The sequence below is a fragment of the Rhizobium sp. RM genome (assembly GCF_013390595.1).
Lineage (GTDB): Bacteria > Pseudomonadota > Alphaproteobacteria > Rhizobiales > Rhizobiaceae > Agrobacterium.
In genome coordinates, this window is the sequence record NZ_JACAWV010000008.1 from 847,993 (window position 1) to 871,018 (window position 23,026).

At 57.8% G+C, this 23,026-nt stretch carries 21 protein-coding genes; 17 read left to right on the forward strand and 4 right to left on the reverse strand.

Annotation, left to right across the window (positions count from 1 at the left end):
- The first annotated feature begins 51 nt into the window (after positions 1-51).
- A complete protein-coding gene (locus HWX89_RS13110) occupies positions 52-1,512 on the forward strand; it encodes a protein adenylyltransferase SelO (RefSeq protein WP_138794981.1) in 1,461 nt (486 codons plus the stop codon).
- 117 nt (positions 1,513-1,629) lie between these two features.
- Here the strand turns inward: HWX89_RS13110 and HWX89_RS13115 are convergent, their stop codons facing one another.
- Positions 1,630-2,730 (reverse strand): saccharopine dehydrogenase family protein, encoded by a 1,101-nt coding sequence (locus HWX89_RS13115; RefSeq protein ID WP_138794888.1) that lies wholly within the window; start codon positions 2,728-2,730, stop codon positions 1,630-1,632.
- A 127-nt stretch (positions 2,731-2,857) separates the two neighbouring features.
- On the opposite strand from HWX89_RS13115, the gene HWX89_RS13120 reads away from it, so the two are divergent.
- Complete coding sequence (locus HWX89_RS13120; protein ID WP_138794889.1) at positions 2,858-3,289, forward strand: Lrp/AsnC family transcriptional regulator; 432 nt, start codon at positions 2,858-2,860, stop codon at positions 3,287-3,289.
- Here HWX89_RS13120 and HWX89_RS13125 read toward each other — a convergent pair.
- Positions 3,281-3,658, reverse strand: coding sequence for a winged helix-turn-helix transcriptional regulator (locus HWX89_RS13125; protein WP_138794890.1), 378 nt, complete (start codon positions 3,656-3,658; stop codon positions 3,281-3,283). The two genes, HWX89_RS13120 and HWX89_RS13125, sit on opposite strands and share 9 nt — an antisense overlap.
- A 146-nt stretch (positions 3,659-3,804) precedes the next feature.
- Here HWX89_RS13125 and HWX89_RS13130 point away from each other — a divergent pair, with 146 nt between their 5' ends.
- Positions 3,805-4,644, forward strand: a complete 840-nt coding sequence (locus HWX89_RS13130) for an SDR family oxidoreductase (protein ID WP_138794891.1) — start codon at positions 3,805-3,807, stop codon at positions 4,642-4,644.
- Positions 4,645-4,678: 34 nt separating this feature from the next.
- Here HWX89_RS13130 and HWX89_RS13135 read toward each other — a convergent pair whose 3' ends face one another.
- Positions 4,679-6,340, reverse strand: a complete 1,662-nt coding sequence (locus HWX89_RS13135) for an alpha/beta hydrolase (RefSeq protein WP_138794892.1) — start codon at positions 6,338-6,340, stop codon at positions 4,679-4,681.
- 810 nt (positions 6,341-7,150) lie between these two features.
- Here HWX89_RS13135 and HWX89_RS13140 point away from each other — a divergent pair.
- A complete protein-coding gene (locus tag HWX89_RS13140) occupies positions 7,151-7,474 on the forward strand; it encodes a Dabb family protein (protein ID WP_210271353.1) in 324 nt (107 codons plus the stop codon).
- Between the two features lie 201 nt (positions 7,475-7,675).
- Here the strand turns inward: HWX89_RS13140 and HWX89_RS13145 are convergent, their stop codons facing one another.
- Entirely contained in the window at positions 7,676-8,878 is a 1,203-nt protein-coding gene (locus tag HWX89_RS13145; RefSeq protein WP_138794893.1) for an MFS transporter, read from the reverse strand.
- A 598-nt stretch (positions 8,879-9,476) separates the two neighbouring features.
- Between HWX89_RS13145 and HWX89_RS13150 the strand changes: the two genes are divergently transcribed.
- The 13 genes from HWX89_RS13150 to HWX89_RS13210 all read left to right on the forward strand — a co-directional run bounded on the left by HWX89_RS13150 (position 9,477) and on the right by HWX89_RS13210 (position 22,972).
- Complete coding sequence (locus tag HWX89_RS13150) at positions 9,477-9,731, forward strand: hypothetical protein (RefSeq protein ID WP_138794894.1); 255 nt, start codon at positions 9,477-9,479, stop codon at positions 9,729-9,731.
- A gap of 97 nt (positions 9,732-9,828) precedes the next feature.
- Positions 9,829-10,500, forward strand: a complete 672-nt coding sequence (locus HWX89_RS13155; protein ID WP_003497063.1) for a response regulator transcription factor — start codon at positions 9,829-9,831, stop codon at positions 10,498-10,500.
- Positions 10,490-11,890, forward strand: coding sequence for an ATP-binding protein (locus HWX89_RS13160; RefSeq protein ID WP_138794895.1), 1,401 nt, complete (start codon positions 10,490-10,492; stop codon positions 11,888-11,890). Before HWX89_RS13155 ends, HWX89_RS13160 begins: the two co-directional genes overlap by 11 nt.
- 105 nt (positions 11,891-11,995) lie before the next feature.
- Positions 11,996-12,430, forward strand: coding sequence for an RT0821/Lpp0805 family surface protein (locus tag HWX89_RS13165; protein WP_138794983.1), 435 nt, complete (start codon positions 11,996-11,998; stop codon positions 12,428-12,430).
- Positions 12,431-12,566: 136 nt separating this feature from the next.
- Positions 12,567-13,712 carry a c-type cytochrome biogenesis protein CcmI gene (gene ccmI, locus HWX89_RS13170; RefSeq protein ID WP_138794896.1) on the forward strand — a complete coding sequence of 382 codons (1,146 nt, stop codon included), beginning with the start codon at positions 12,567-12,569 and terminating at the stop codon, positions 13,710-13,712.
- Complete coding sequence (gene ccmE / locus HWX89_RS13175) at positions 13,709-14,188, forward strand: cytochrome c maturation protein CcmE (RefSeq protein WP_138794897.1); 480 nt, start codon at positions 13,709-13,711, stop codon at positions 14,186-14,188. The genes ccmI and ccmE overlap by 4 nt, the downstream gene beginning before the upstream one ends.
- Complete coding sequence (locus HWX89_RS13180) at positions 14,185-16,176, forward strand: heme lyase CcmF/NrfE family subunit (RefSeq protein ID WP_138794898.1); 1,992 nt, start codon at positions 14,185-14,187, stop codon at positions 16,174-16,176. The genes ccmE and HWX89_RS13180 overlap by 4 nt, the downstream gene beginning before the upstream one ends.
- Positions 16,176-16,628, forward strand: coding sequence for a cytochrome c-type biogenesis protein (locus HWX89_RS13185; RefSeq protein ID WP_138794984.1), 453 nt, complete (start codon positions 16,176-16,178; stop codon positions 16,626-16,628). Before HWX89_RS13180 ends, HWX89_RS13185 begins: the two co-directional genes overlap by 1 nt.
- Positions 16,629-16,782: 154 nt before the next feature.
- Positions 16,783-18,345 (forward strand): Do family serine endopeptidase, encoded by a 1,563-nt coding sequence (locus tag HWX89_RS13190; RefSeq protein WP_138794899.1) that lies wholly within the window; start codon positions 16,783-16,785, stop codon positions 18,343-18,345.
- Positions 18,346-18,456: 111 nt separating this feature from the next.
- Positions 18,457-19,215 carry a response regulator transcription factor gene (locus HWX89_RS13195; protein WP_138794900.1) on the forward strand — a complete coding sequence of 253 codons (759 nt, stop codon included), beginning with the start codon at positions 18,457-18,459 and terminating at the stop codon, positions 19,213-19,215.
- A 9-nt stretch (positions 19,216-19,224) separates the two neighbouring features.
- Positions 19,225-20,634 (forward strand): sensor histidine kinase, encoded by a 1,410-nt coding sequence (locus HWX89_RS13200; RefSeq protein WP_138794985.1) that lies wholly within the window; start codon positions 19,225-19,227, stop codon positions 20,632-20,634.
- Between the two features lie 158 nt (positions 20,635-20,792).
- Positions 20,793-21,218: a thiol-disulfide oxidoreductase DCC family protein gene (locus tag HWX89_RS13205; protein ID WP_138794901.1), complete on the forward strand. Its 426-nt coding sequence runs from the start codon at positions 20,793-20,795 to the stop codon at positions 21,216-21,218.
- 59 nt (positions 21,219-21,277) lie between these two features.
- A complete protein-coding gene (locus HWX89_RS13210; protein ID WP_138794902.1) occupies positions 21,278-22,972 on the forward strand; it encodes a saccharopine dehydrogenase family protein in 1,695 nt (564 codons plus the stop codon).
- The last annotated feature ends 54 nt before the right edge of the window (positions 22,973-23,026 follow it).

The following is a 23,026-nucleotide window of genomic DNA, read 5'->3' on the forward strand; positions in this document are numbered from 1 at the left end:
ACGCGTTGAACGGTTTGGCGGTTTGAGCCGCAAAGCAGGAGCGCATCCGTGATGAAATTCGACAATTCCTACGCCCGTCTTCCAAAGCGTTTTAGCGCTGCCGTGCTGCCGACCCCGGTCAAGGCGCCGCAACTTATCGCCTTCAATCATCCCCTTGCCGATGAATTGGGGTTGGATATTTCCGGCCTTGCTGATGACAGACTCGCTGCAATCTTTTCCGGCAATACGGTACCGCAAGGCGCTGAGCCTCTGGCTATGGCCTATGCGGGGCATCAGTTTGGCGGGTTTGTTCCGCAGCTTGGCGACGGACGGGCGATCCTGCTCGGCGAGGTCATCGACAGGAACGGCAAACGGCGCGACATCCAGCTGAAAGGGTCTGGCCCCACGCCCTTCTCGCGACGCGGAGATGGGCGTGCAGCACTTGGTCCGGTCCTGCGTGAATATATCGTCTCTGAGGCCATGTATGCGCTTGGCATTCCTGCCACGCGGGCACTCGCTGCCGTGTTGAGCGGAGAGCGCGTGCAGCGTGAGATCGGGCTGCCGGGTGGCGTTTTCACTCGTGTTGCGGCCAGCCACATCCGTGTCGGTACGTTCCAGTTCTTTGCGGCGCGTGAAGACGATGATGGCATCAAGGCGCTGGCCGATTACGTCATCGATCGCCATTATCCAGACGCGACGCAGGCTGATAATCCCTATCTCGCGCTTCTGCAGGCGATCGCGGCACGACAACTCGATCTTGTGGCACGTTGGTTGATGGTGGGCTTCATCCATGGCGTGATGAATACAGACAACATGGCCGTTTCGGGCGAAACCATCGATTTCGGCCCCTGCGCCTTCCTTGATGAATACCATCCCAACAAGGTGTTTTCCTCAATCGATGCCCAAGGCCGCTATGCCTATAACAACCAGCCGGGCATCGCCCAGTGGAACATCGCCCGCTTGGCAGAATGCCTGTTGCCGCTGCTTGATCCCGAGGCGGAAAAGGCAGCGGAACTGGCCAACGCCGTTCTTGCGAAATTTGCCGGGAATTTTCCAGGACGCTGGCTTTCCGGCATGCGTCAGAAACTTGGACTGGTGACGGAAGAGGACGACGACACGTCGCTCGTTCAGGCTCTTCTGGCGATGATGCAAGCTTCGGAGGCTGACTTCACATTGACGTTCCGGCGACTGTCTCATGCAGCAGATGGCGATGCGGAAGCATTTCGCGGCATGTTCATCGATCTTGCTGCGGCGGACGCATGGTTGGCGCGTTGGCGTACCAGAGCCGAACGGGACGGCGTGTCTGCAGCCCAACGAAAGACAGCGATGCTGTCGGTCAATCCGGCAATCATTCCCCGCAACCACCGCATCGAGGAACTGATCGCAGCAGCAGTCGAAGACGGCGACTTTGAACCATTCCACGACATGCTGGCTGCAATCGCCAGACCGTTCGAGGAACGCGATGAGTTCGCAGTCTACATGCAGGCGCCGATGAACCACGAGCGTGTGTCCCGGACGTTCTGCGGGACGTGAAGCGAAACCTCCAGTCGCCGCGCGTCTGCGCGGCGAAGAGAGTTTTCGGGCTTATCGACCTAACCGTATCGCGTTCAGTGCGACGCTGAAATTGGGTCGACGACGCTGAGTATTCCCTTAGCCAGCCTTGGCAAGCGGCTCATGCGATCCGTAATAATGGCCAAAGCGGTTCGCCAGGAATTTGGGCAGAGCGATTTCCTCCTGCCGGACGAAGCCCTTCTGGGGGAGCGCGCCTTCGGCGAGAAGATCGAGAACCGTGCAGATGCCGGCGGCCGTGGTGATCTGGATTGCGCTCATCATGCGGCCGGACACTGGGCCGGCATAGACCTTGTTGGCGTAGGTCTCCTGCAGGAAGCGGCCTTTCTGCGTGCCGCAGATGGTAACGAACACGATCACAACGTCCTGCATCGTGGCGGGCAACGCGTTTTCAAACAGGTCCTTCAACACGTCGCGGCGATTGCGCAGGTTGAGATCATTGAGCAGCGCTTTCATGATTGCAACATGGCCGGGGTAACGGATGGTGCGGTAATTCATGGTGCGCACCTTGCCTTCCAGCGTGGCGCATAGCGTGCCCAGCCCACCGGAGGTGTTGAACGCCTCGTACGTCACGCCATCGAGCGAGAACTCTTCGCGCTCCTCAAGTGCCGGGACAGCGGTGAGGCGACCTTCGACAATCGCTTCGCATGGCTCGATATATTCGTTGATAAGGCCGTCCGTGCTCCAGGTCAGGTTGTAGTTCAAGGCATTGGACGGATATTGCGGAAGTGCGCCGACGCGCATGCGCACGCTGTCCAGCTTGTCGAAGCGCGACGCGATATCTGCTGCGGCGATGGAGATGAAACCGGGTGCAAGACCACACTGCGGAATGAGGGCCGTTTCGGCTGTTTCGGCCAGAGCCTTGACCTTGCGGGTGGATTCAACGTCTTCGGTCAGATCCAGATAATGTGTTCCGACTGCAACCGCGGCCTCGGCGATGCCTGCGGTTAGATGGAACGGTGCGGCAGAAAGAACGGCAAAACGGCCTTTGAGCAGCGCCTCGAGTGGAGCACGGTAGGTAATGTCGACGATTTCGGTTTCGACGTTGTCATGCGTCGGAACATTGGCGAGCTGTTCGGCAGAGCGGTCCGCCACTGTGATCTTGTAGTCGCCGGTTACGGCAAGCATCCAGGCGATGGCCGATCCGATATTGCCAGCACCGACAATGACGATATTTTTCATAGGTTTGTTCCCCGCAGTTTGAATGCATATGAGATCCAAAAATGTCGGATTTTACCGTCGATTCGTAGCTTCACTCTGCCATAATTGCAGGGTAATATTGGTCGGATTGACGATAGGATTGGTCATAATGACAATCACAGACAAGGACCGCGCGCTTCTGGCGCTTTTGTCCGAGAATGCCCGCATGCCAGTTGCCGAATTGGCGCGCAAACTTGGCCTTTCACGCACGACTGTGCAGGCCCGGATAGAGCGGTTGGAGACGGACGGCGTGATCGCCGGATATGGTCTGAGGTTTTCGGAAAGCTATCTGTCCGGACTGGTTCGCGCCCACGTGCTGATTACCATTGCACCCAAGGCCTTGCCGGCCGTCACCGCCTCGCTTTCGGCAATCCGGGAGGTCACGACACTGCATTCGGTCGGCGGAAGTTTTGACCTCATCGCCATCCTGGCCGCGCCATCCATCGCCGATCTCGATCAACTGATCGATCGGATCGGTGCCCTTGAGGGCGTGGAACGTACATTGTCGTCGATTATCCTCTCGACGCGGATTTCACGCTAACGCTCGCTCATTGGCCGCATCATAGGCTTTTTGGGCCGCCATCACAGCTTCGATATTGCCCTCTGCCCAATGCGCAAGGGCGGCGACCGTATCGGTCAGCGTGCGTCCAAGGGGCGTCAGCGAATATTCGACGGTTACCGGAACTGTTGGAAAAGCCTGCCGCACGATCAGACCGTCGCGCTCAAGCTTCTTCAAGGTTTGAGACAGGACCTTCTGGGAAATGCCTTTGATTTCACGCCGCAGCAGATTGAAGCGCACGGCCTCCACCCGCAGACGGTCGAGGATGAGAAGTGCCCATTTGTCTGCAAGCCTGTCCAGCACCATGCGTGTCGGGCAGCGGTCTTCATATACGTCATAGGGGTAGTTCATCGTGTCCCTTTCGCCCTGACAATTGTGACTGCCGGGTTTCCTGCAGGTTACCAGATAACCGAAAAGTGCTCTCTTTTAGCGATTTCCAATCCGCAGTATGTATTTTCTGGAAACATGGTTTCCATAAGATACTAAGGAGATTTGGAATGACAGGCAAGATACTCGTGCTCGGTGCGACCGGGACGGTCGGGACTCCTCTGGTGAAAGCGCTGGTGAACAAGGGCGAAAGCGTCAAGGCTGCGTCACGCAGCGGCAAGGCTGTGGAAGGGGCAGAGGGCGTTCGCTTCGATTACGCTGACACCTCAACCTTCGCGGATGCCTTTGATGGCGTTGACAGGCTTTATCTCTTGCTATCAACCGGCCATGTCGATGTTCTTGGCGCATTGTCGCCTGTCGTCGACGAGGCGATCCGCCGCAAGATCAAGATCGTTTTCATGAGTGTCTTCGGTGTCGATGCCGACGATTCCATTCCGTATCGCCAGGTAGAGCTGAAAATCATCGCCTCCGGGATTCCCCACGTCATTCTTCGTCCCAACTGGTTTGCTGACAATTTTCATACCTTCTGGAAGGCAGGCATCGATCACGGGCAGGTTGCTGTTCCTGCCGGCAATGGAAAGTCGAGCTTTATCGATGTCCGCGATATCGCCGACAGTGCCGCCGCAGCGCTGACCTCGACAGCCTTCGATGGCAAGGCATTCAATCTGACTGGCCCGGAGGCGCTGGGTTACGCCGATGCTGCAGCAATCATCGAAAAGGCAATCGGCAGGCCGGTTGCCTACAATGCCGTTTCGGATGAAGCCTTTATCGGCATCCTGACAGGTGCAGGCGTGCCGCAGGATTACGCGGCTTTCCTTGCGTCGATCTTTTACCCGGTGCGTGAAGGCTGGACGTCAGCGGTGACCGGCGACGTGCAAACGCTGACGGGCAAGGCACCGCGTTCTCTCGAAATCTATGTGGCCGATCACTTGGACGCGTTGAAAGGCTGAAGGGCGTAAAACCCGTCGCGGCCTCCACCGCCGTCTAGGTTGGATCAGTCGAGCCGCGACGGGCCTTGAAGAACATTTTCAGTCGCTGGATATCGTCCGCGTTCCACCCCGCTGGTTGCGTCACTTCCATCCAGGCGTCGATATAATGCTCCGGCGCATAGACATGTCCGTAACCCATGGGTGCCGTGGTGGCGGAGGCGACATCGAGCCCGAGTTGCAGCAGCGTCACGACAGGGAACCAACGGAAGGAAGAGGAAACATCCGGACCGTGGTGGACCATCCATTCCGGACGGCGATAGAGAGACGAAGCCTCGAAAAAGGTGATGGGGTCGCTTGCATATTGCAGGTAAACGATCCGCATCGGCCCCCACGCTGCGTCAGGCATGTGCGCATTGGTATACTGATTGGCGAAGCGGATGACGGACGAATCTCGGAACCGTGGCAGCCATTCCGGTGAGCCTGCGACCCTGCCATTGGTTGCCATGCGCCAGGTGGGACTGGAGAAGGGTGGACCACTCCAAAGCGCACCCTGGAAGGGATCTGAGAGCACATCGTAAAGATCAGAGGATTTCTGCGAATTAAGCGAACCGAGGCTCAGACCATGCAGGTAAAGCTTCGGACGCGTCTCTTTCGGTAACGTTGTCCAGTACCCATAAACGGCATGAAACAGGGCGCGGGCGGTTTCAACGCCGTAGTTGGGTTCTGTCAGAAGCGCGATCCAGCTCGACAGATAAGAGTATTGTACGGCAACGCTGGCGATGTCGCCATCGTGCAGATATTCGACAGTGTCGAGCCCTTCAGGATCGATCCACCCCGTGCCGGTCGGAATGACGATGAGCAAGACCTTTCGTTCGAAGCCGCCAACCCGTTTCAGCTCTTCCAGCGCCAATGCCGCTCTCGCCTCGGGTGTTTCTGCTGAGTTGAGGCCGGCATAAACACGTAACGGTTCCTTGGCGCCGCGCCCGGTAAAACCGGAAATATTGCCGGCATCAGGCCCACTAGCGACGAATTCACGTCCGCGTCGGCCAAGCGATTCCCATGTCATTCGCGAAGCGCTGCTGCCTGTCTTGTTCGGGTCCTCGGGGCGCGGCACGTCCGGTTCGATCAACGAATCCACTTGTTTGAGCGAGGAATCCGCGAAACGCAGGCCGATATCGAAAATCAGACCATTCAGAAGCATCCATGACAGAACCACCGCAACGGTAATGCCGATGACATTGGCGAGGCGTTGCGGCAGGAAGTGACGGCTGCGCGACGCAAAGAAGCGTCGCACCAGTTGAAAAAGCCGCCCCAGGAGGATGAGGACGGTTGCGACAGCAAGGGCAATCAGACCTGTTTTAGTGGGGTGCGCACTTGGTAGCGGATCGAGCTCCATCAGCACACGAATGGAGTTTTGCCAATTTGCCGCCTGCCACAGGAAGACGCAGGCCATGATAAGCCCCGCCAGAAACAGTAGAAAGTTTATGCAGCGTTTGTTGCCACGTGAAGGTTCCGGCAGTTCCAGATAGGCCCAGACAGCATGCAGGCATACGCCGATGAGGTAGCCGATCGCAAAGGAGAAACCGCACAACACGCCTTGCATCATCCAGCTTCGCGGCAGGAGGGAAGGGGTGAGTGATGCGCAGAACAGCACAGTGCCGATCACGATCCCGGTTGCCGACAGACCTGCAAACAACCGTGCAATCCATTGTTTCATGGACATTATTTCCCCTTGTCGCCGCACCATCGTCCGGGAGTGTAGTATGCCTCACACGCCTGTGCAAACGCCCTTGCGAGATAAAATTCACAAACAAGGAAAATAATCCTATATTGGATTTTCAGCTCTGCTTGCTTTGCTTCCACACGATTGGGCTAACACGTGGAAACAGGAAGCCACGTAACGACGGGGATCAAAAGCGTCGCTGTTTCTAACGGTGTCCTAGTCTTTTTTCGGGGGGATTGCGGTAAGCGAATAAGAAATCAGAGCCACGCGCAGCGGTATAATGAACGCGATCATTTTGATGATCTTTTCCCCGACAGGCCTGTCGGGGATGGTGTCAAAACAAGGCTTTTTCTGGAAGCCTGGACTGTCTTTATTTCTTCGGCGTCTGGGCAGGTTTTTGCTGAGAGCCGGTCTCGCGCATTTGGCGCCATTCGTTTTCAAGACGGTCGTAAACTGTCTGGGGGACTGTCGCTGTCATGGTGGCATTCCTCCTAATGGGTTAACGCTGCAGAATTGCGCGATAAATCGAGATAGCGCGCTAAGGTTCCGTTATTCAAGGAATTTTTTACCCCGAAACTTCGATCTGAGGATTAAAATCGATTAAGATTTTTTCAAATCGATTTAGTCCTGACAACGATCATGTGGAAAAACGGGGTGTTACGATACTGGCGATTTTCAGGGGTTGGAAATGGGATTCGGTTTGCCCGATTCTTCGTCAGGACCACATGCAGGCTATGCATTGAACCCGAGTGAACCAGATGATAACCCGTCTCCACGGCCCGAATGGCCGCGTTTGAATTTTGCATGACAGGTGACACCGTGATCCGCCATATCGTCTTTTTCACCGTTCCTGAGGAAAACCGCGACGCCGTGCGCAAGGGGCTGTCGGGCCTCACTGCCATACCGCATGCGCTGAAGTTGGAAATCGGTGAGAACGTCAAGAAGGACCAGTGGGGAAACTCGGTCGACTTCATCGTCTACGGGGAGTTCGAGAGCGAGGAGGCACTCGCCGCTTACAAGGCAGATCCCGCTTATGATCTTTCGACGCGGACGGTAAAGCCTTTGCGCGACACTCGCGTCGCAGCCGATTTCAACAGCGACACCGCAGTCAAGCAGCCAATCCGCTGAACGACCGGACCTGAATCGGTTTCTGAAGATGCGGAATCGTTTTGTGAGGCGTTGCCTCCAAGTGATTCCAGCGATTCAGAATTTTTTGCACTCAGTCGCTCTGGCTGGCGCGGGCTGTCCGCGCCATTGCCCAGATCATAGATCAAAACGGTTATTCAAGTCTGAACGTGCTGACCAGCTCGTGGCCGCGCGTGATTTTGCTCAACGCGACGATTTACGGACTGTCTTCCACAGAGCTGCGAGAAGCATGATCGAGACAAACAACAACGCGCTTGCCACGGTGAGTGCCAGGGTTGGTCCACCTCGCTCCAGCACAGCCGTGAAGAAAAGTGGTGCGGCGGCAATTGCCAGGTTTTGCGGTAGTGAAATCCTTGCGGCTTGAAGGCCGTATTCCTGCGGCGAAAACACCGCAAGCGGCAGCACCGCCCGGCTCACTGCGACCACTCCGCCACCAAAGCCGAAGAGAACTGTAAAGACAGTGAAAGCCGCCGTCGATGGACCGAGGGCAAGCAGTAGCAGCAGCGAGGCCAGGAACAGGATGCTGCCGGCCATCCCGGTGAAGAAGGGATTGCCGCGCTTTCCCAACAGAAAATCGAGACCGCGTGCGGAAATGGCGAAGACCCCGCGTGCCGAGGCAAGCTGCAACGCAAGCGCAGAGGATGCTCCCATTGCCAAAAGCAGCGATGGCACGAGAGGCGACAGTCCGAAGCTGGTGAAGGCGCTGATTGTCGTCATTGCGGCCAGAAGCAAAAAGGCATGCTGCCGTGCGTCGGTTGTTGCAGCGGCAGGCGTCGTCGTCTGGGATGGCGGAGAGGCCGCAGGCAGGCGTTCCCCCGGCAAGGCGAAAATGTAAAGCGGAACCATGACGAAGAGCTGCAGGCCGGCGAAGATCACCAGCGTGCCGCGCCAGCCGAAGTGGTGCTCGCCATAGGCGGTGATCGGCAGAAAGATGGTTGCGGAAAGCCCGGTGAAGATCATTAACAGCGAGATCATCCGACCGCCGTCTGCGCCGATGCGTTCGACCATCGCCGTGTTGGCCGACGTCGAAAGACCGCATGCTCCGGCAAATCCCATCACGGTCCATGCAAGGCAATAGCTAAGAAAGCCATTCGAACAGGCGAGGATGCCGAGGCCCACGGGAAACAGCAGCGATCCAGTAACAAGCACGGGGCGGGCGCCGTACCGGGTGAGCGCGCGTCCAAGTGCGGGGCCACAAAAGGCGCTGACCGCCATCATAACCGTCAAGCCGGCAAAGACGAGTTCCTTAGCAAGACCGAGATCGCGACCGATGGGTGTGCCCAGCAACGCAAGAGATTCAAAGCACGCACCCCAGCCAATGATCTGGCCGATGGCAAGCACAGCGATAAGTCGCACGCGACGCACGGGAATTGCGGGTTCTGACATGGCAGGATGCAGATGCTGATTCTGAAACGGAAATGAAGCTTTTGGTAGCAGCGCGCCCTGACATCAACAACCACAATCAGACGAGCCTGCAAGTTAAGGGTGTGCGAATGTCTCAATCGTTTGATGAGACCCAGCCAACGCACAGATTTCCGCGCTTCATGGGATCACATTTTTGTGGGCCTTCTTTCCTTTGGTCACATGAGGTGGAATCAGCTGTGACAGCGAGCGGTGGCTTGGCCGTCAAAAGCCCTGAAAACCAATGGGAAAAGGCCGGGAATCGACAATCTTGGGTCAGTTCGGTCGCGACGATGTCCATTGAGGTGGAAGATTGCGTCATTGGCCGGACACGGTTGGGCGACCTCTAAAGGCAAGCGGTGCAGAAATATGATCGAAAGCGGGATGGATCGGCGCTCTTGCAGCCTTTTTCGGCTGTCTTCCAGCCGTTGCGGCCAGATTTGCGGAGGTGTGTAACCCCTCGCTTTTTCCCCGCCTTGCCGATGGAAAAGCTGGCATTCATTTGCCATTCAGACGCTTTACGCTACATATTCAGTCACAATACGATTTGACACGCACCCTGTCTTGTTTGGAAGTTTGTGCAATGGCATCACCTCTCATCATCGCGACGCTTGCAGCCGGGCTCTCCGGTTTCACGGCGCCCGAGGCTGATCTGCAGGGCCGTTACACACTTGCTGCGAGCGATTGCAGTGCGGCCGTATCCCGCGTGGTCCGCGAAACTGGCGGACAGCTCCTTTCGGTTTACCCCTCCAATGACGGTCAGTCCTGTGTCGTGACGGTACTCGTTCAGGGCAATGGCGAACGTCCGCGCAAGGTTACGATGCGCGTTCCGATGTAGCCTTGCTCGCGGCATCAAAATATCGGAAAACAACCCTTATCAATACAAGAAGACCGAAGCACGAAAACAGGCTGCGGCGGACAGGAAAGGGCGGATCATGCGCATTCTCGTTGTCGAGGACGATGCAAACCTCAATCGCCAGTTGACCGATGCTTTGAAAGAAGCCGGTTATGTTGTCGATCAGGCATTCGATGGCGAAGAAGGCCATTATCTCGGCGACACGGAGCCTTATGATGCCATCGTGCTCGATATCGGTCTACCGCAGATGGATGGTATCACCGTTGTGGAGAAATGGCGCGCTGCCGGCAAGGCCATGCCGGTCCTGATCCTCACGGCGCGCGATCGCTGGAGCGACAAGGTGGCCGGCATTGATGCGGGTGCCGACGACTACGTGACGAAGCCGTTCCATGTGGAAGAGGTTCTGGCGCGTGTTCGTGCCCTCATTCGCCGTGCTGCCGGTCATGCGTCATCCGAACTGGTCTGTGGCCCCGTGCGGCTTGATACGAAGTCGTCAAAGGCAACAGTCAACGGAACGACGCTGAAACTGACGTCGCACGAATTCCGACTGCTCTCCTATCTCATGCATCACATGGGTGAGGTCGTGTCTCGGACGGAACTGGTCGAACACATGTACGATCAGGATTTCGATCGCGATTCCAACACGATCGAGGTCTTCGTTGGACGCCTGCGTAAAAAGCTCGGCGTCGACCTGATCGAGACGATCCGTGGTCTTGGTTATCGGATGCAAGCGCCCGCAGATGCGAAGTAACTCACTCACCGCCCGCGTCCTTCTGCTCGCCTCACTTTGGTCGGTGCTGGCGCTGGTGGTGATTGCGGTGGTGATTTCCACGCTCTATCGTCAGGGCGTGGAGCGTAGCTTCACGGATCTTTTGCGCGCCCAGCTCTACAACGTGATCAACTCGATCACGATCTCAAACGAGAATACCCTTGCGGGCAGCCCGCAGCTCGGTGATCTTAGATTTTCACAGCCCGATACCGGCTGGTACTGGGTGGTGGAGCCGCTTGGCAATTTCCAGACCGCACCGCTGGTCTCGTCCTCGCTCGGCGTTGCCTCGCTGCCAGTGCCGGGGATTCTCGATGTACCCTTCGACAATCGCTACGAGCGTTTTTATGCCGTGACCGATGAAGCTGGCAATCGCGTGCAGGTCGCCGAAACGGAAGTGGTACTGGACGGTGAAGGGCGAGCTGCGCGTTTCCGCGTTTCCGGCAACCTCAACGTCGTCGAAGACGATGTTCGGGACTTCTCCAACAGCCTCTATCTGGCGCTCGCGGTTTTCGGTGTCGGCAGTCTTGTCGTCAATGGTCTGGCCATTCTCTATTCGCTACGCCCGCTTGATCAGGCCCGTGTTGCACTTGGCAAGATTCGAGGCGGCGAAGCCGAAAGCCTCGAGGGCGAATTCCCACGGGAAATCCAGCCGCTGGCAAATGAGGTCAATGCGCTGATCGACAGCAACCGCCGTATCGTGGAGCGCGCCCGAATGCAGGTGGGTAATCTGGCGCACTCGCTGAAAACGCCGATTGCCGTGTTGTTGAACGAAGCACGGACGCTGGAGCCGCAGCATGGTGATCTCGTACGGGCACAGGCAGATGCCATGCAGGCGCAGGTGCAGTCCTATCTGTCGCGTGCCCGTATCGCGGCCCAGCGCGGTTCGATCCTGGCCCGTGCCGAGGCTGAACCGGCACTCGAGCGGCTGGTGCGCGTCATGCGCCGCCTGAACCCCGACAAGCAGTTCTCACTGGTATTCGATGTGCCGGGCAGTGTTCTGGCGATGGAGCAGCAGGACCTCGAGGAAGTCGTCGGCAACCTCCTGGAAAATGCGGCCCGTTTCGCGAAGCATCAGGTGATCGTACGGGTCGCCGCAGGTACCCATCCCTCGTCAGACCCGGAGATTGCCCGCCGAGCCTGGATCGAGCTCACGGTTGAGGATGACGGGCCGGGACTGGAGCCGGAACAGATCAGTGAAGCGATGAAGCGTGGCAGGCGCCTTGATGAAAGCCGACCGGGAACGGGTCTCGGCCTTTCCATCGTCAGCGAAGTGGTGTCGGAGTATCATGGCCGCTTCTCTTTGTCGCGCAGCACGATTGGCGGTCTGAAGGCCGATCTGATTTTGCCTGGACTGTCGAAAGAACTTGCGTGATCCAAGAAAAAAAGCAAGAAATTCAATGGCGATACAATGCGTGCAATGCGATGGTAGTGAGGACTGAGTTTGGTTGACGTTTACGATAACGGCCGTTCCGTAACGATGCGTTCTCTGGTGTCGCGCCCTGTGCTTCTGTCGGTCCTCTGCGTATCGATGTTGAGCGCCTGCACGACGACAAACACGCGAACAGCAAGCAGTGGCGGTGGGCTGTTTGGCCGCTCGTCGCAGCCTTCCACGCCGTTCCTTGCCAATCTCCAGGGCGGTATCGTTGGACGCAGCGGTGTGCAGCTTGACCGTGGTGACCAGACAAAGGCGCTTGAGGCCGAATATCGTGCACTCGAGACTGCGCCGGTTGGAACACCGGTAAGCTGGACCGGCAACGATGCCAGCGGACAGGTTATCGCCAACGCGCCATACCAGGTCGGAAACCAGAATTGCCGGCAATATTCCCATACGCTGACGGTAGACGGCAAGGAAACGCGCGTGCGCGGTGCAGCCTGTCGCAACCCTGATGGAAGCTGGTCACCATTGACGTAAATCAAGGCGCAGTGTGCTTGACTGATCCAGAAAGCGCCTGTCGCTGGAAGAGTGGCATGCGACGTGATGTCTCAAATTTACGTCATTCCCAATACGCGTGTTTTCATGCGGCGCGCATTCGAGTAATTGAGCCTCTATGTTCTGGATTGTCGTTGCAATATTGACGGCGGCTGTCGCCATCGCCCTGATGTATCCGTTGATGCGGAAGACCGAGGTAGCTGAAAGCCGCCGCGACGGAGAGGTTGCCGTTTACCGCGATCAGCTGGCAGAGCTTGAGCGCGAGCGTCAGGCGGGCTTGATCGGTGACACGCAGGCTGAATATGCGCGCGCCGAAATCGGTCGCCGCCTGCTGGCCGCAGCCGATGCCGAGGAGACCGCGAGCTCCGTTCGCCCAAGCCGTCACAATCTGGCCGTCTCCTTCATCACAGTCCTGCTTCCAGCACTCGGCCTCTGTCTTTACATTTGGCAGGGAAGTCCGGATGCCCCGGACTTGCCGCTCGAGGCACGTCTTGAAAACCCCGGCAACGACATGAACCTGTTGATTGCCAAGGTTGAGAGACATCTGGCGCAGAATCCGGCGGACGGCGGTGGATGGGATGTGCTTGCACCGATCTACTTCAAGACCCAGCGTCTGGGTGACGCCGAAATGGCTTACCGCAATGCCATCCGTCTGCTGGGAGAAAATCCCGAACGCCTGATCGGTCTCGGCGAGACGCTGGTCGCAATGAATGACGGCATTGTCATCGAGGCTGCCCGGTCGTCCTTCGAGGATGCCGAGCGTCAGAGACCCGGTAATCCGCGAGCACGTTTCTATCTGGCGCTGTCTTTGGAGCAGGCTGGCAAGATGCCGGAAGCGCAGGCGGCTTTCACCGCACTTGCCAAGGATGCACCGGCCGGTGCGCCGTGGTTGCCGCTTGTGCGTGAGCATATTGCCCGCACGGGCGGAGCCGGTACTGGTGGCGGAGCGCAGCCTGGCCCAACGGCTGAAGATGTTGCCGCGGCAAAAGACATGGCGCCCGCCGACCGGCAGGCGATGATCGAGGGGATGGTCGAAAGCCTCGAGGCCAAGATGCGGGACAATCCTGCCGACTTTGAGGGATGGATGCGCCTGGTTCGGGCCTATGCCGTTCTGAAAAACGGCAACAGGGCGAATGAGGCGCTGAAGTCAGGTCTTGCCGCGTTCCCGCCGCAGGGTGAACAGGGCAAACAGCTTCTGGCGCTCGCCAGGGAACTCGGAATTTCCACTGACGGACTTGTGCCGCAGGAGGGTGCAACACAATGACCCGCAAACAGAAACGGCTTGCAATCATCGGGGGCGGCGTGAGCTTCATCATGATGGCGGTGCTGCTCGTCATGTTCGCCTTCGGCCAGTCGATCGCCTATTTCTATATGCCGGCCGATCTGGAGAAAACACCGGTCAATCCGGGCACACGCATTCGTCTGGGTGGACTGGTTGCGGAAGGCTCGGTCAAGCGGGGTGAGGGCAGGACTGTAAGCTTTACGGTCACTGACGGATCGGCCACCGTGCCGGTGACCTATACCGGCATTCTGCCGGACCTGTTCCGCGAAGGGCAGGGTGTGGTGACGGAAGGCACATTTGACGCAGCAACACACGGTTTCGTTGCCGATAGCGTTCTGGCCAAGCACGACGAGAACTACATGCCGAAGGAAGTCGCGGACCGCCTGAAAGACAAGGGCCTGTGGCAGCACACTGAAGGCGACGGGGCTTCGACGGACAAGACCGGAGCGACGCAATGATCAACGAGATCGGCCACTATGCACTCGTTCTGGCGCTCGGCGTCGGTTTGATCGTCTCGATCCTGCCGGTCATCGGTGCCCGCCGCAACGACCGGGCGCTGATGGACATCGCATCGCTCGGCTCGGTGGTGATGTTTCTTCTGGTATCGTTGTCCTTCGCTGCCCTGACGCGCGCTTATGCTGTTTCGGATTTCTCCGTCCGAAACGTCTGGGAAAATTCCCATTCGCTGATGCCGATGCTCTACAAGCTGACAGGCGTGTGGGGAAATCACGAGGGGTCCATGCTGCTGTGGCTGCTGATCCTCGTATTCTTCAGTGCGCTCGTTTCCGTATTCGGGCGCAACCTGCCGGAGACGCTGAAAGCCAATGTCCTTTCCGTCCAGGCATGGATCGCCGTCGCGTTCCTGCTCTTTATTCTGCTGACGTCCAATCCCTTCCTGCGCCTTGATCCGGCGCCCGCCGAGGGACAGGATCTCAACCCGATCCTCCAGGATTTCGGTCTCGCCATTCATCCGCCACTGCTCTATCTCGGCTATGTCGGGTTTTCGGTCTGTTTCTCCTTTGCTGTTGCAGCGCTTATCGAAGGCCGGATTGATGCCGCATGGGCACGCTGGGTCAGGCCCTGGACGCTGGCTGCCTGGACTTTCCTGACGGCCGGTATCGCCATGGGGTCTTATTGGGCCTATTACGAGCTCGGTTGGGGTGGTTGGTGGTTCTGGGACCCGGTTGAAAACGCATCCTTCATGCCGTGGCTTGCCGGAACGGCTTTGTTGCATTCGGCTCTGGTCATGGAAAAGCGCGAGGCGCTGAAAATCTGGACAGTGCTGTTGGCGATCATGACGTTTTCGCTGTCGCTGCTCGGGACGTTCCTCGTTCGCTCCGGTGTTCTGACCTCGGTACACGCCTTCGCGACCGATCCAAGCCGTGGCATCTTCATCCTCTGTATCCTGATGATCTTCATCGGAGGTGCCTTTGCCCTGTTTGCCTGGCGGGCACCGGAGTTGAAGGCAGGCGGGTTGTTTGCGCCAATCTCGCGTGAAGCCGCGCTCGTTCTCAATAACCTGATCCTGACGGTTGCAACGGCGACCGTGCTGATCGGTACGCTCTATCCGTTGATCCTCGAAACATTGACGGGAGAGAAAATCTCTGTCGGCGCGCCGTTCTTCAATCTGACTTTCGGCCTGTTGATGGTGCCGATCCTGATCGTGACCCCGTTCGGTCCCTTGCTCGCCTGGAAACGCGGCGACCTGCTTGGAGCATTTCAGCGCCTTTATGTAGTTGCAGGGCTTGCCGCACTTGCCGGTCTGACGCTGTGGTACGTCGAAAACGGTGGCCCGGTCCTGGCAGCGCTTGGCATCGCTGCCGGTTTCTGGCTGGTATTGGGCGCATTCGCTGATCTCTGGTATCGAGCAAATTTCGGCAAACTCGCCTTCTCCATTGCTTTCCGACGTCTGAAGGGTCTACCGCGTTCGGCCTTTGGAACAGCACTTGCCCATATGGGGCTCGGCATCACGGTGCTTGGCATCGTGATCGTCACCACCTTCGAAACCGAAACTGTGCTCGAGATGAAGCAGGGCATGACTGCTGAAGCTGGTGGCTACAGCCTGACCTTCGACGGCATACGCCATGCGGTCGGTCCAAACTTCACCGAGGATCGCGGTCATTTCACCGTTCGCAAGGCGGGCGTTGAAGTCGGCGATGTCTGGTCATCGAAGCGTCTCTATACCGCAAGACGCATGCCGACCACCGAAGCGGGTATCCTAACCTTCGGTTTGAGCCAGCTTTACGTATCGCTTGGCGATCCCATGGAAGATGGCGGTATCGTCGTGCGTATCTGGTGGAAGCCCTTCATTCTCTGCATCTGGGGTGGAACGCTGTTCATGATGTTGGGCGGTTTCGTTTCGTTGTCCGACAGACGGTTGCGCGTCGGTGCGCCAAACCGCAAGGCAAAGCCGGTTAAAGCGCCGACGCTGGAGGCTGCGGAATGATGCGCAAACTGCTTGTGGCGCTGCTGCTTTCACTCCTTGCCTTGCCGGCCTTTGCTTTCAATCCCGACGAGGTCTTGAAAGACCCGGTGCTGGAAGGGCGGGCGAGAAATCTGACATCGCAGTTGCGCTGCATGGTCTGCCAGAACCAGTCCATCGATGATTCCAACGCTGAACTGGCTCGCGATCTTAGAGTTTTGGTGCGCGAACGATTGACGGAAGGTGACAGCGATCAGGCTGTGATCGATTACGTGGTGTCGCGTTACGGCGAGTTCGTGCTGCTGAAACCGCGTCTCAGCCTGCGCACCGTTCTCCTTTGGGGCGCCCCCATTCTCCTCATTCTTGCCGGATCTTTTGCCGTTTTCGTGTTCTCCCGTCGTCGGGCTGCCTTGCCGCAAGGCTCAATGTTGACGCCGGAAGAAGAAGCGAGAATACGCGACCTTATTGAAAAATAAGCGGTTTATTTCCTGCGTCTGAAGTCTTTTCCAACATTACGATTTTTTCATTCGTCAGACACTTCGCTGTAAGGTGTCGCCTCTTATATCTTCATCATCCACCGCTTCCCCGGTCAAACGGGTTCCTGTCTGAATGAAGAAAGAAGGTACGAAAATGTCTAACTCGCAAAACGGACGTCCCTCGCTGAAGAATTTTCTGAAGGCAACGACCGTTGGCGGTCTTGCCGCGCTGATGCTCTCGACCGGTGTTGCTGCGCCAATCGCACAGTCCTTCGCTGCTCCGGTTGAAGTCAACGCTCCGCAAGTTCCGAGCTTCGCCAACGTCGTCGATGCTGTTTCGCCTGCCGTTGTTTCTGTTCGCGTCCAGTCGAATGTCCAGCCTGCCTCCGATGACAGCAACAGCTTTTCCTTTAACTTCGGTGGACGCGGTCTTGACCAGCTTCCCGATGACCATCCGCTTAAGCGCTTCTTCAAGGAGTTTGGTGGCCCTAACATGGACCGTGGTGACCGCGGCGATCGTGGCCCGAACCGCCACCGTGATGGCAAGGGTCCGCTACGTCCTGTTGCACAGGGCTCCGGCTTCTTCATCTCTGAAGACGGTTACGTCGTTACCAACAACCACGTCGTCGATGACGGTTCCGCATATACGGTTGTCATGAACGACGGCACCGAACTCGATGCCAAGCTGGTTGGTCGCGATCCGCGCACCGATCTGGCTCTGCTCAAGGTCGATGTGAACCGCAAGTTCACCTATGTCCGCTTTGCCGATGACAGCAAGGTTCGCGTCGGTGACTGGGTCGTTGCAGTCGGTAACCCGTTCGGCCTCGGTGGTACTGTTACCTCGGGTATCATTTCTGCCCGTGGCCGCGACATCGGCTCCGGTCCTTACGACGATTACCTCCAGATTGATGCTGCTGTGAACCGTGGTAACTCTGGTGGTCCGGCCTTCAACCTCAACGGCGAAGTGGTTGGTATCAACACCGCGATCTTCTCTCCGTCGGGCGGTAACGTCGGTATCGCGTTTGCTATCCCGGCTTCCGTCGCCAAGGACGTGATTGCCGATCTTCAGAAGGACGGCAAGGTTGAGCGTGGTTGGCTCGGCGTGCAGATCCAGCCGGTAAGCAAGGATATTGCTGAATCGCTGGGCCTTTCTGAAGCAAGCGGTGCTCTGGTCGTTTCTCCGCAGGCAGGTTCTCCGGGCGACAAGGCCGGTATCAAGCAGGGTGACATCATCACCGCTGTCAACGGCGATCCGGTGAAGGATGCACGTGATCTCTCGCGTCGTATCGGTGGCATGGCGCCGAACAGCAAGATTGAAGTCTCGCTGTGGCGTGACGGCAAGTCTCAGTCGGTAACCGTGACGCTCGGCGATCTGGCAAGCGACGATGCTTCCAAGGCAACGCCGACCCAGAATGACGACAACGGCAGCCAGCCTTCCAGCGAAAAGGCTCTCTCCAGCCTCGGTCTGACGGTTGCGCCTTCCGATGACGGCAATGGCCTTGCCATCACCGATGTCGATCCTGATAGCGATGCCGCCGCTCGTGGTCTGAAGACGGGTGAAAAGATCACCTCGGTCAACAACCAGCAGGTTGCGTCCGCAGCCGATGTCGAGAAGATCCTCGAACAGGCCAAGAAGGACGGTCGTTCCAAGGCGCTGTTCCAGATCCAGACGGAAAATGGCAGCCGCTTCATCGCTCTCGATATCGATCAGGGCTGATGATCTGAACGGGACGGGGAGCGGCTGGTGCCGTCTCCCCGCCACCCCGATATGAAGCAGGACGCAGGCCGGCTCCCGTCGGCCTCCCGCCGTATATCCGGAGGACTTCTCGTGGAAAACAAGGTTCAGGAACTGTCTCCCGCATCTGTTTCCGGTTGTACGGAAAAGGGCGAGGGCGCTATTGTCCCGCACATGAAGATTCTAGTCATTGAAGACGACCTTGAGGCTGCTGCCTACATGACAAAGGCGTTCCGGGAAGCCGGAATTGTCGCCGATCACGCCAGCGACGGTGAGAGCGGTTTGTTCATGGGCTGCGAAAACGCCTATGATGTCATGGTCATCGACCGCATGCTGCCGCGTCGCGACGGACTGTCCGTCATCAGCGAACTGCGCCGTCGCGGTATCGAAACCCCGGTTCTGATCCTGTCCGCACTCGGACAGGTGGATGACCGTGTCACCGGGCTGCGTGCCGGTGGCGACGACTATCTGCCCAAACCCTACGCCTTTTCAGAGCTGCTCGCCCGTATCGAGGTGCTGGGCCGCCGCAAGGGCAAACCCGAACAGGACATGGTTTATCGTGTTGGCGATCTGGAACTGGATCGGCTCTCCCACGACGTGCGCCGCAACGGCAAGGAAATCCTGCTGCAGCCGCGCGAATTCCGCCTGCTGGAATATCTGATGAAAAATGCCGGACAGGTCGTGACCCGTACCATGCTCCTGGAAAATGTCTGGGACTATCATTTCGACCCCCAGACCAATGTTATCGACGTGCATGTTTCCCGTCTCCGCTCGAAAATCGAGAAGGACTTCGAGAAGCCGCTTTTGAAGACCATTCGCGGCGCGGGTTACATGATGAAGGACGAGGGCTGATTGGCGAAAATGGCCCGCCTTAGAATATTGTTCCGGTCCACAGCGGTCCGCCTGTCGGCGCTTTATATCCTGCTGTTTGCACTGTGTGCCGCTTTCCTGGTGTTTTACGTCACGGCCTTGTCGGAGCGCCTGCTGAACCAGCAGACGCGCGACGCCGTGTTGCAGGAAGTGGCCGATGTGCAGCGCATCTATGGCCGCGGCGGCATCAATCCGCTGTTGCGGATGATGGAGCGGCGGGCACGCCAGCCGGGAGCAAGCCTCTACATCATCGCTGGACCGAACGGTGAAATTCTTGCCGGTAATGTCGCCTCCGTGGAACCGGGCGTGTTCGACAAGGAGGGCTGGACCGGCTTCCCCTTTAGCTACGAGCGTTACTCGGAGAGCGGAGACAGTGTGCAGCATCTGGCAACTGCCAATGTTTTCACGCTGGACAATGGCCTGCGCATCCTGATCGGACGCGACCTTGGTGAACCAACCAAATTCCGGGCACTTGTCCGCAACGCGCTGATGGTTGCGCTGGCGATCATGAGTGCCGGTGCGCTGCTCATCTGGTTCGGCATTGGTCGCAACGCCCTGAAACGCATCGACCGCATGTCTGCCGCCACGAAAAAGATCATGGCGGGCGATCTCTCACAGCGTCTGCCGCAGGGCCGCTCCGGGGATGAGTTCGATCGTCTGTCGGGCTCGCTCAATGCCATGCTTGGTCGCATCGAGAAGCTGAATGAGGGGTTGCGGCAGGTTTCCGACAATATCGCCCATGACCTCAAGACACCGCTGACGCGATTGAGAAACAAGGCCGCCGACGCATTGAGCGATACCGATGAAACGAAACGGCGCGCTGCGCTTGAAGGGATTATCGCGGAATCCGACCAGCTCATCCGCACCTTCAATGCGCTTCTGATGATTTCTCGTGTTGAGGCAGGTTCCATTGCTGCCGAAATGACCGATGTAGATGTGTCTGCGATCGCTGCCGACAGTGCGGAACTTTACGAACCTGTTGCAGAAGACGCCGGGCTGGTTCTGACGACCGAGATCGAGGAGGGGTTGTCCGTCAAGGGTAATCGCGAACTGATCGGTCAGGCACTTTCCAACCTTATCGACAACGCGATGAAGTATGCGAGCGAAGCCGAGGGCGAGAAGAAGCTCGTTGTCCGACTGACAAAACAGCAGGATTCCATCGTGCTCTCCGTCGCCGACGACGGGCCGGGAGTTCCCGCTGACAAGCGTGAGGAAGTGCTGAAACGGTTCGTGCGACTGGATGAAAGTCGCTCCAAGCCAGGAACAGGCCTCGGTCTTTCTCTCGTGGAGGCCGTTATGGAGTTGCACGGTGGTTCATTGGTGCTATCAGACACCAATCCAGTCAATGCCGCATCTCCGGGCCTAACCGTTTCCATGGTTTTTCCAGTCGCAAAATCGTAGCCGGCAGGAAATTATCGTCGACTTCCGGGTGACTGCTGGTGCGTCAAATGGCGCCTGTTCTTTTGTGTTGAACTGAAGAATATTGATCGAAATATTGCTCTTTGGTTCATTCTGATCTCTGTGTTTTTCATAGCGATCGGCACAAGGAAGACTGACAGATGGCAAGCCCGGCCCCGGCGGATATGGAACGGCAAGGTCCGATCATTCTCTTCGATGCCGAATGCGTTCTGTGCGCCGCAAATGCGCAATTCGTCCTGAAACACGACAGGGCAGGACATTTTCGGCTGGCCTCCATGCAGGGCGTCATCGGCGCGGAAATCTACCGACATCACGGTATGGACCCGAAAAACCCGGTCAGCCTTCTGCTTGTCGATGGCGGCAGGATTCGCCAGGACAGTGACGCCGTTCTCGGCATCTACGAAGCGCTAGGCTTTCCTTGGCGGTCGCTCGGCATAGTGCGTGTCATCCCCGCCTTTCTGCGCGATCCTGTTTATCGCTATGTCGCGCGCAACCGATATCGCTGGTTCGGCAAACGGCAGGAGTGCTGGGTGGCGCCGCCCGAATACAGGAGCCGAATTCTTTGAGCGGGAAGTGCAGGCGTTTTTAAAGATAGTCATTTGAAAATCGATTGGGGTGTGCGTCGGTGAAGATATTGATCCTCGGCGGTTATGGTGTGTTTGGCGGTCGGCTTGCAGAACTGCTTGCCGATATGTCCGGTCTGGAAATTCTGGTCTGCGGTCGAACCCTGACCCGTGCCGAGGCTTTTTGTGCGGACTATAAGGGGCGGCCGAAACTTACGCCCGTCGCACTCGATCGTCGGGATATTAAAACTGCCTTGCACGTCCATGCTCCCGGTCTCGTTGTCGATGCCTCGGGCCCTTTTCAGGATTACGGGACCGAACGCTACGCAGTCATAGAAGCGTGTCTCGAGGCACATATCGATTATCTGGACTTTGCCGATGCCGCCGACTTTGTTTTCGGTGTCAGCCAGTTCGATGTCCGCGCGAAGTCCGCGGGTGTGTTCGTTCTCTCAGGCGTCAGCAGTTTTCCCGTTTTGACGGCGGCTGTTTTGCGCGAGATCGCCAAGGAGATGGATGTCGTCAGGGTCCAAGGTGGCATTGCGCCTTCTCCTTATGCCGGAATTGGTCTGAACGTGATGCGCGCCGTGGCGGGTTATGCCGGGGCGCCGGTCAAGCTCTGGCGAGACGGCAAGCACGCTCACGGCATTGGGCTGGCGGAAAGCATGCGCTACACGGTGGCTGTTCCCGGAAAGCTCCCGCTCAGGAACGTGCACTTCTCACTTGTCGATGTGCCGGACCTGCAGGTGATCCCGCCGGAACATGCGACAATGAAAGATATCTGGATGGGTGCTGGTCCCACACCTGAAATTCTGCACCGTATGCTGAACCTGCTGGCAAAAGCGCGAGTGCGTTTTGGTTTGCGGTCCTTCGAACCGCTCTCTGTCTTTTTCTATACCGTCTTGAACCTGTTGCGCTTTGGCGAACACCGGGGCGGCATGTTTGTGCACGCCCACGGTCTGGCAGGCGGCAAGCCCACTGAGATGAGCTGGCATATGTTGGCGGAGGGGGACGATGGTCCTTACATCCCCTCGATGGCAATAGAAGCGATCATTCGCAAATTGCAGGCTGGTGAGCGACCGCAAACAGGTGCCCGCTCGGGCGCCCACGCGCTTGATCTTGCCGATTACGAAAGGCTATTTCGCCGCAAGACCATTTTCACCGGTTTCCGTCGTGACGAACCAACTTTGCCCTTGTTTCGCAAGGTGCTGGGCTCGGCCTTTGACGATCTGCCGCCGCGACTGCGCGAACTGCACGAAAGTGTTGCAACCCGGAACTGGCACGGCTTTGCTGAGGTCCGGCGCGGACAAGGTATGATGGCGCGAATGATCTCCGCGATATTCGGCTTTCCCAAAGAGGCAAATCAGGTGCCCGTCAGTGTAACGCTCACTCCTGAGAAAGACGGGGAGCGCTGGACACGAGACTTCGGCGGAAGACGCTTCTCGTCTGTTCAGTCACCTGGCTCCGGCAAGGATACGTATCTGCTGCTGGAACGTTTCGGCATCGTCACGGTGGCCCTTGCACTTGTGCTGCACGATGGCCGGTTGGCGTTCGTTCCGCGTCGCTGGCGCGTGTTGGGCGTCCCGTTGCCCGGCTTCCTGCTGCCATCAGGTGCGAGCTTCGAAACACAGGAAGGCAACGATTTTTGTTTCGACATCGATATTTCGCTGCCGTTGATCGGCCCGATCGTTGCGTACAAGGGAAGGCTGCAACCAGCGCAGGCGCGGCAGGATTTGCCGGTCATTGAAGAGGTCGCCTAGCTCTAGAGGAGGTGGCTCATCTCACCCGGTGAGCGGAAATCGATTTGGATTTCC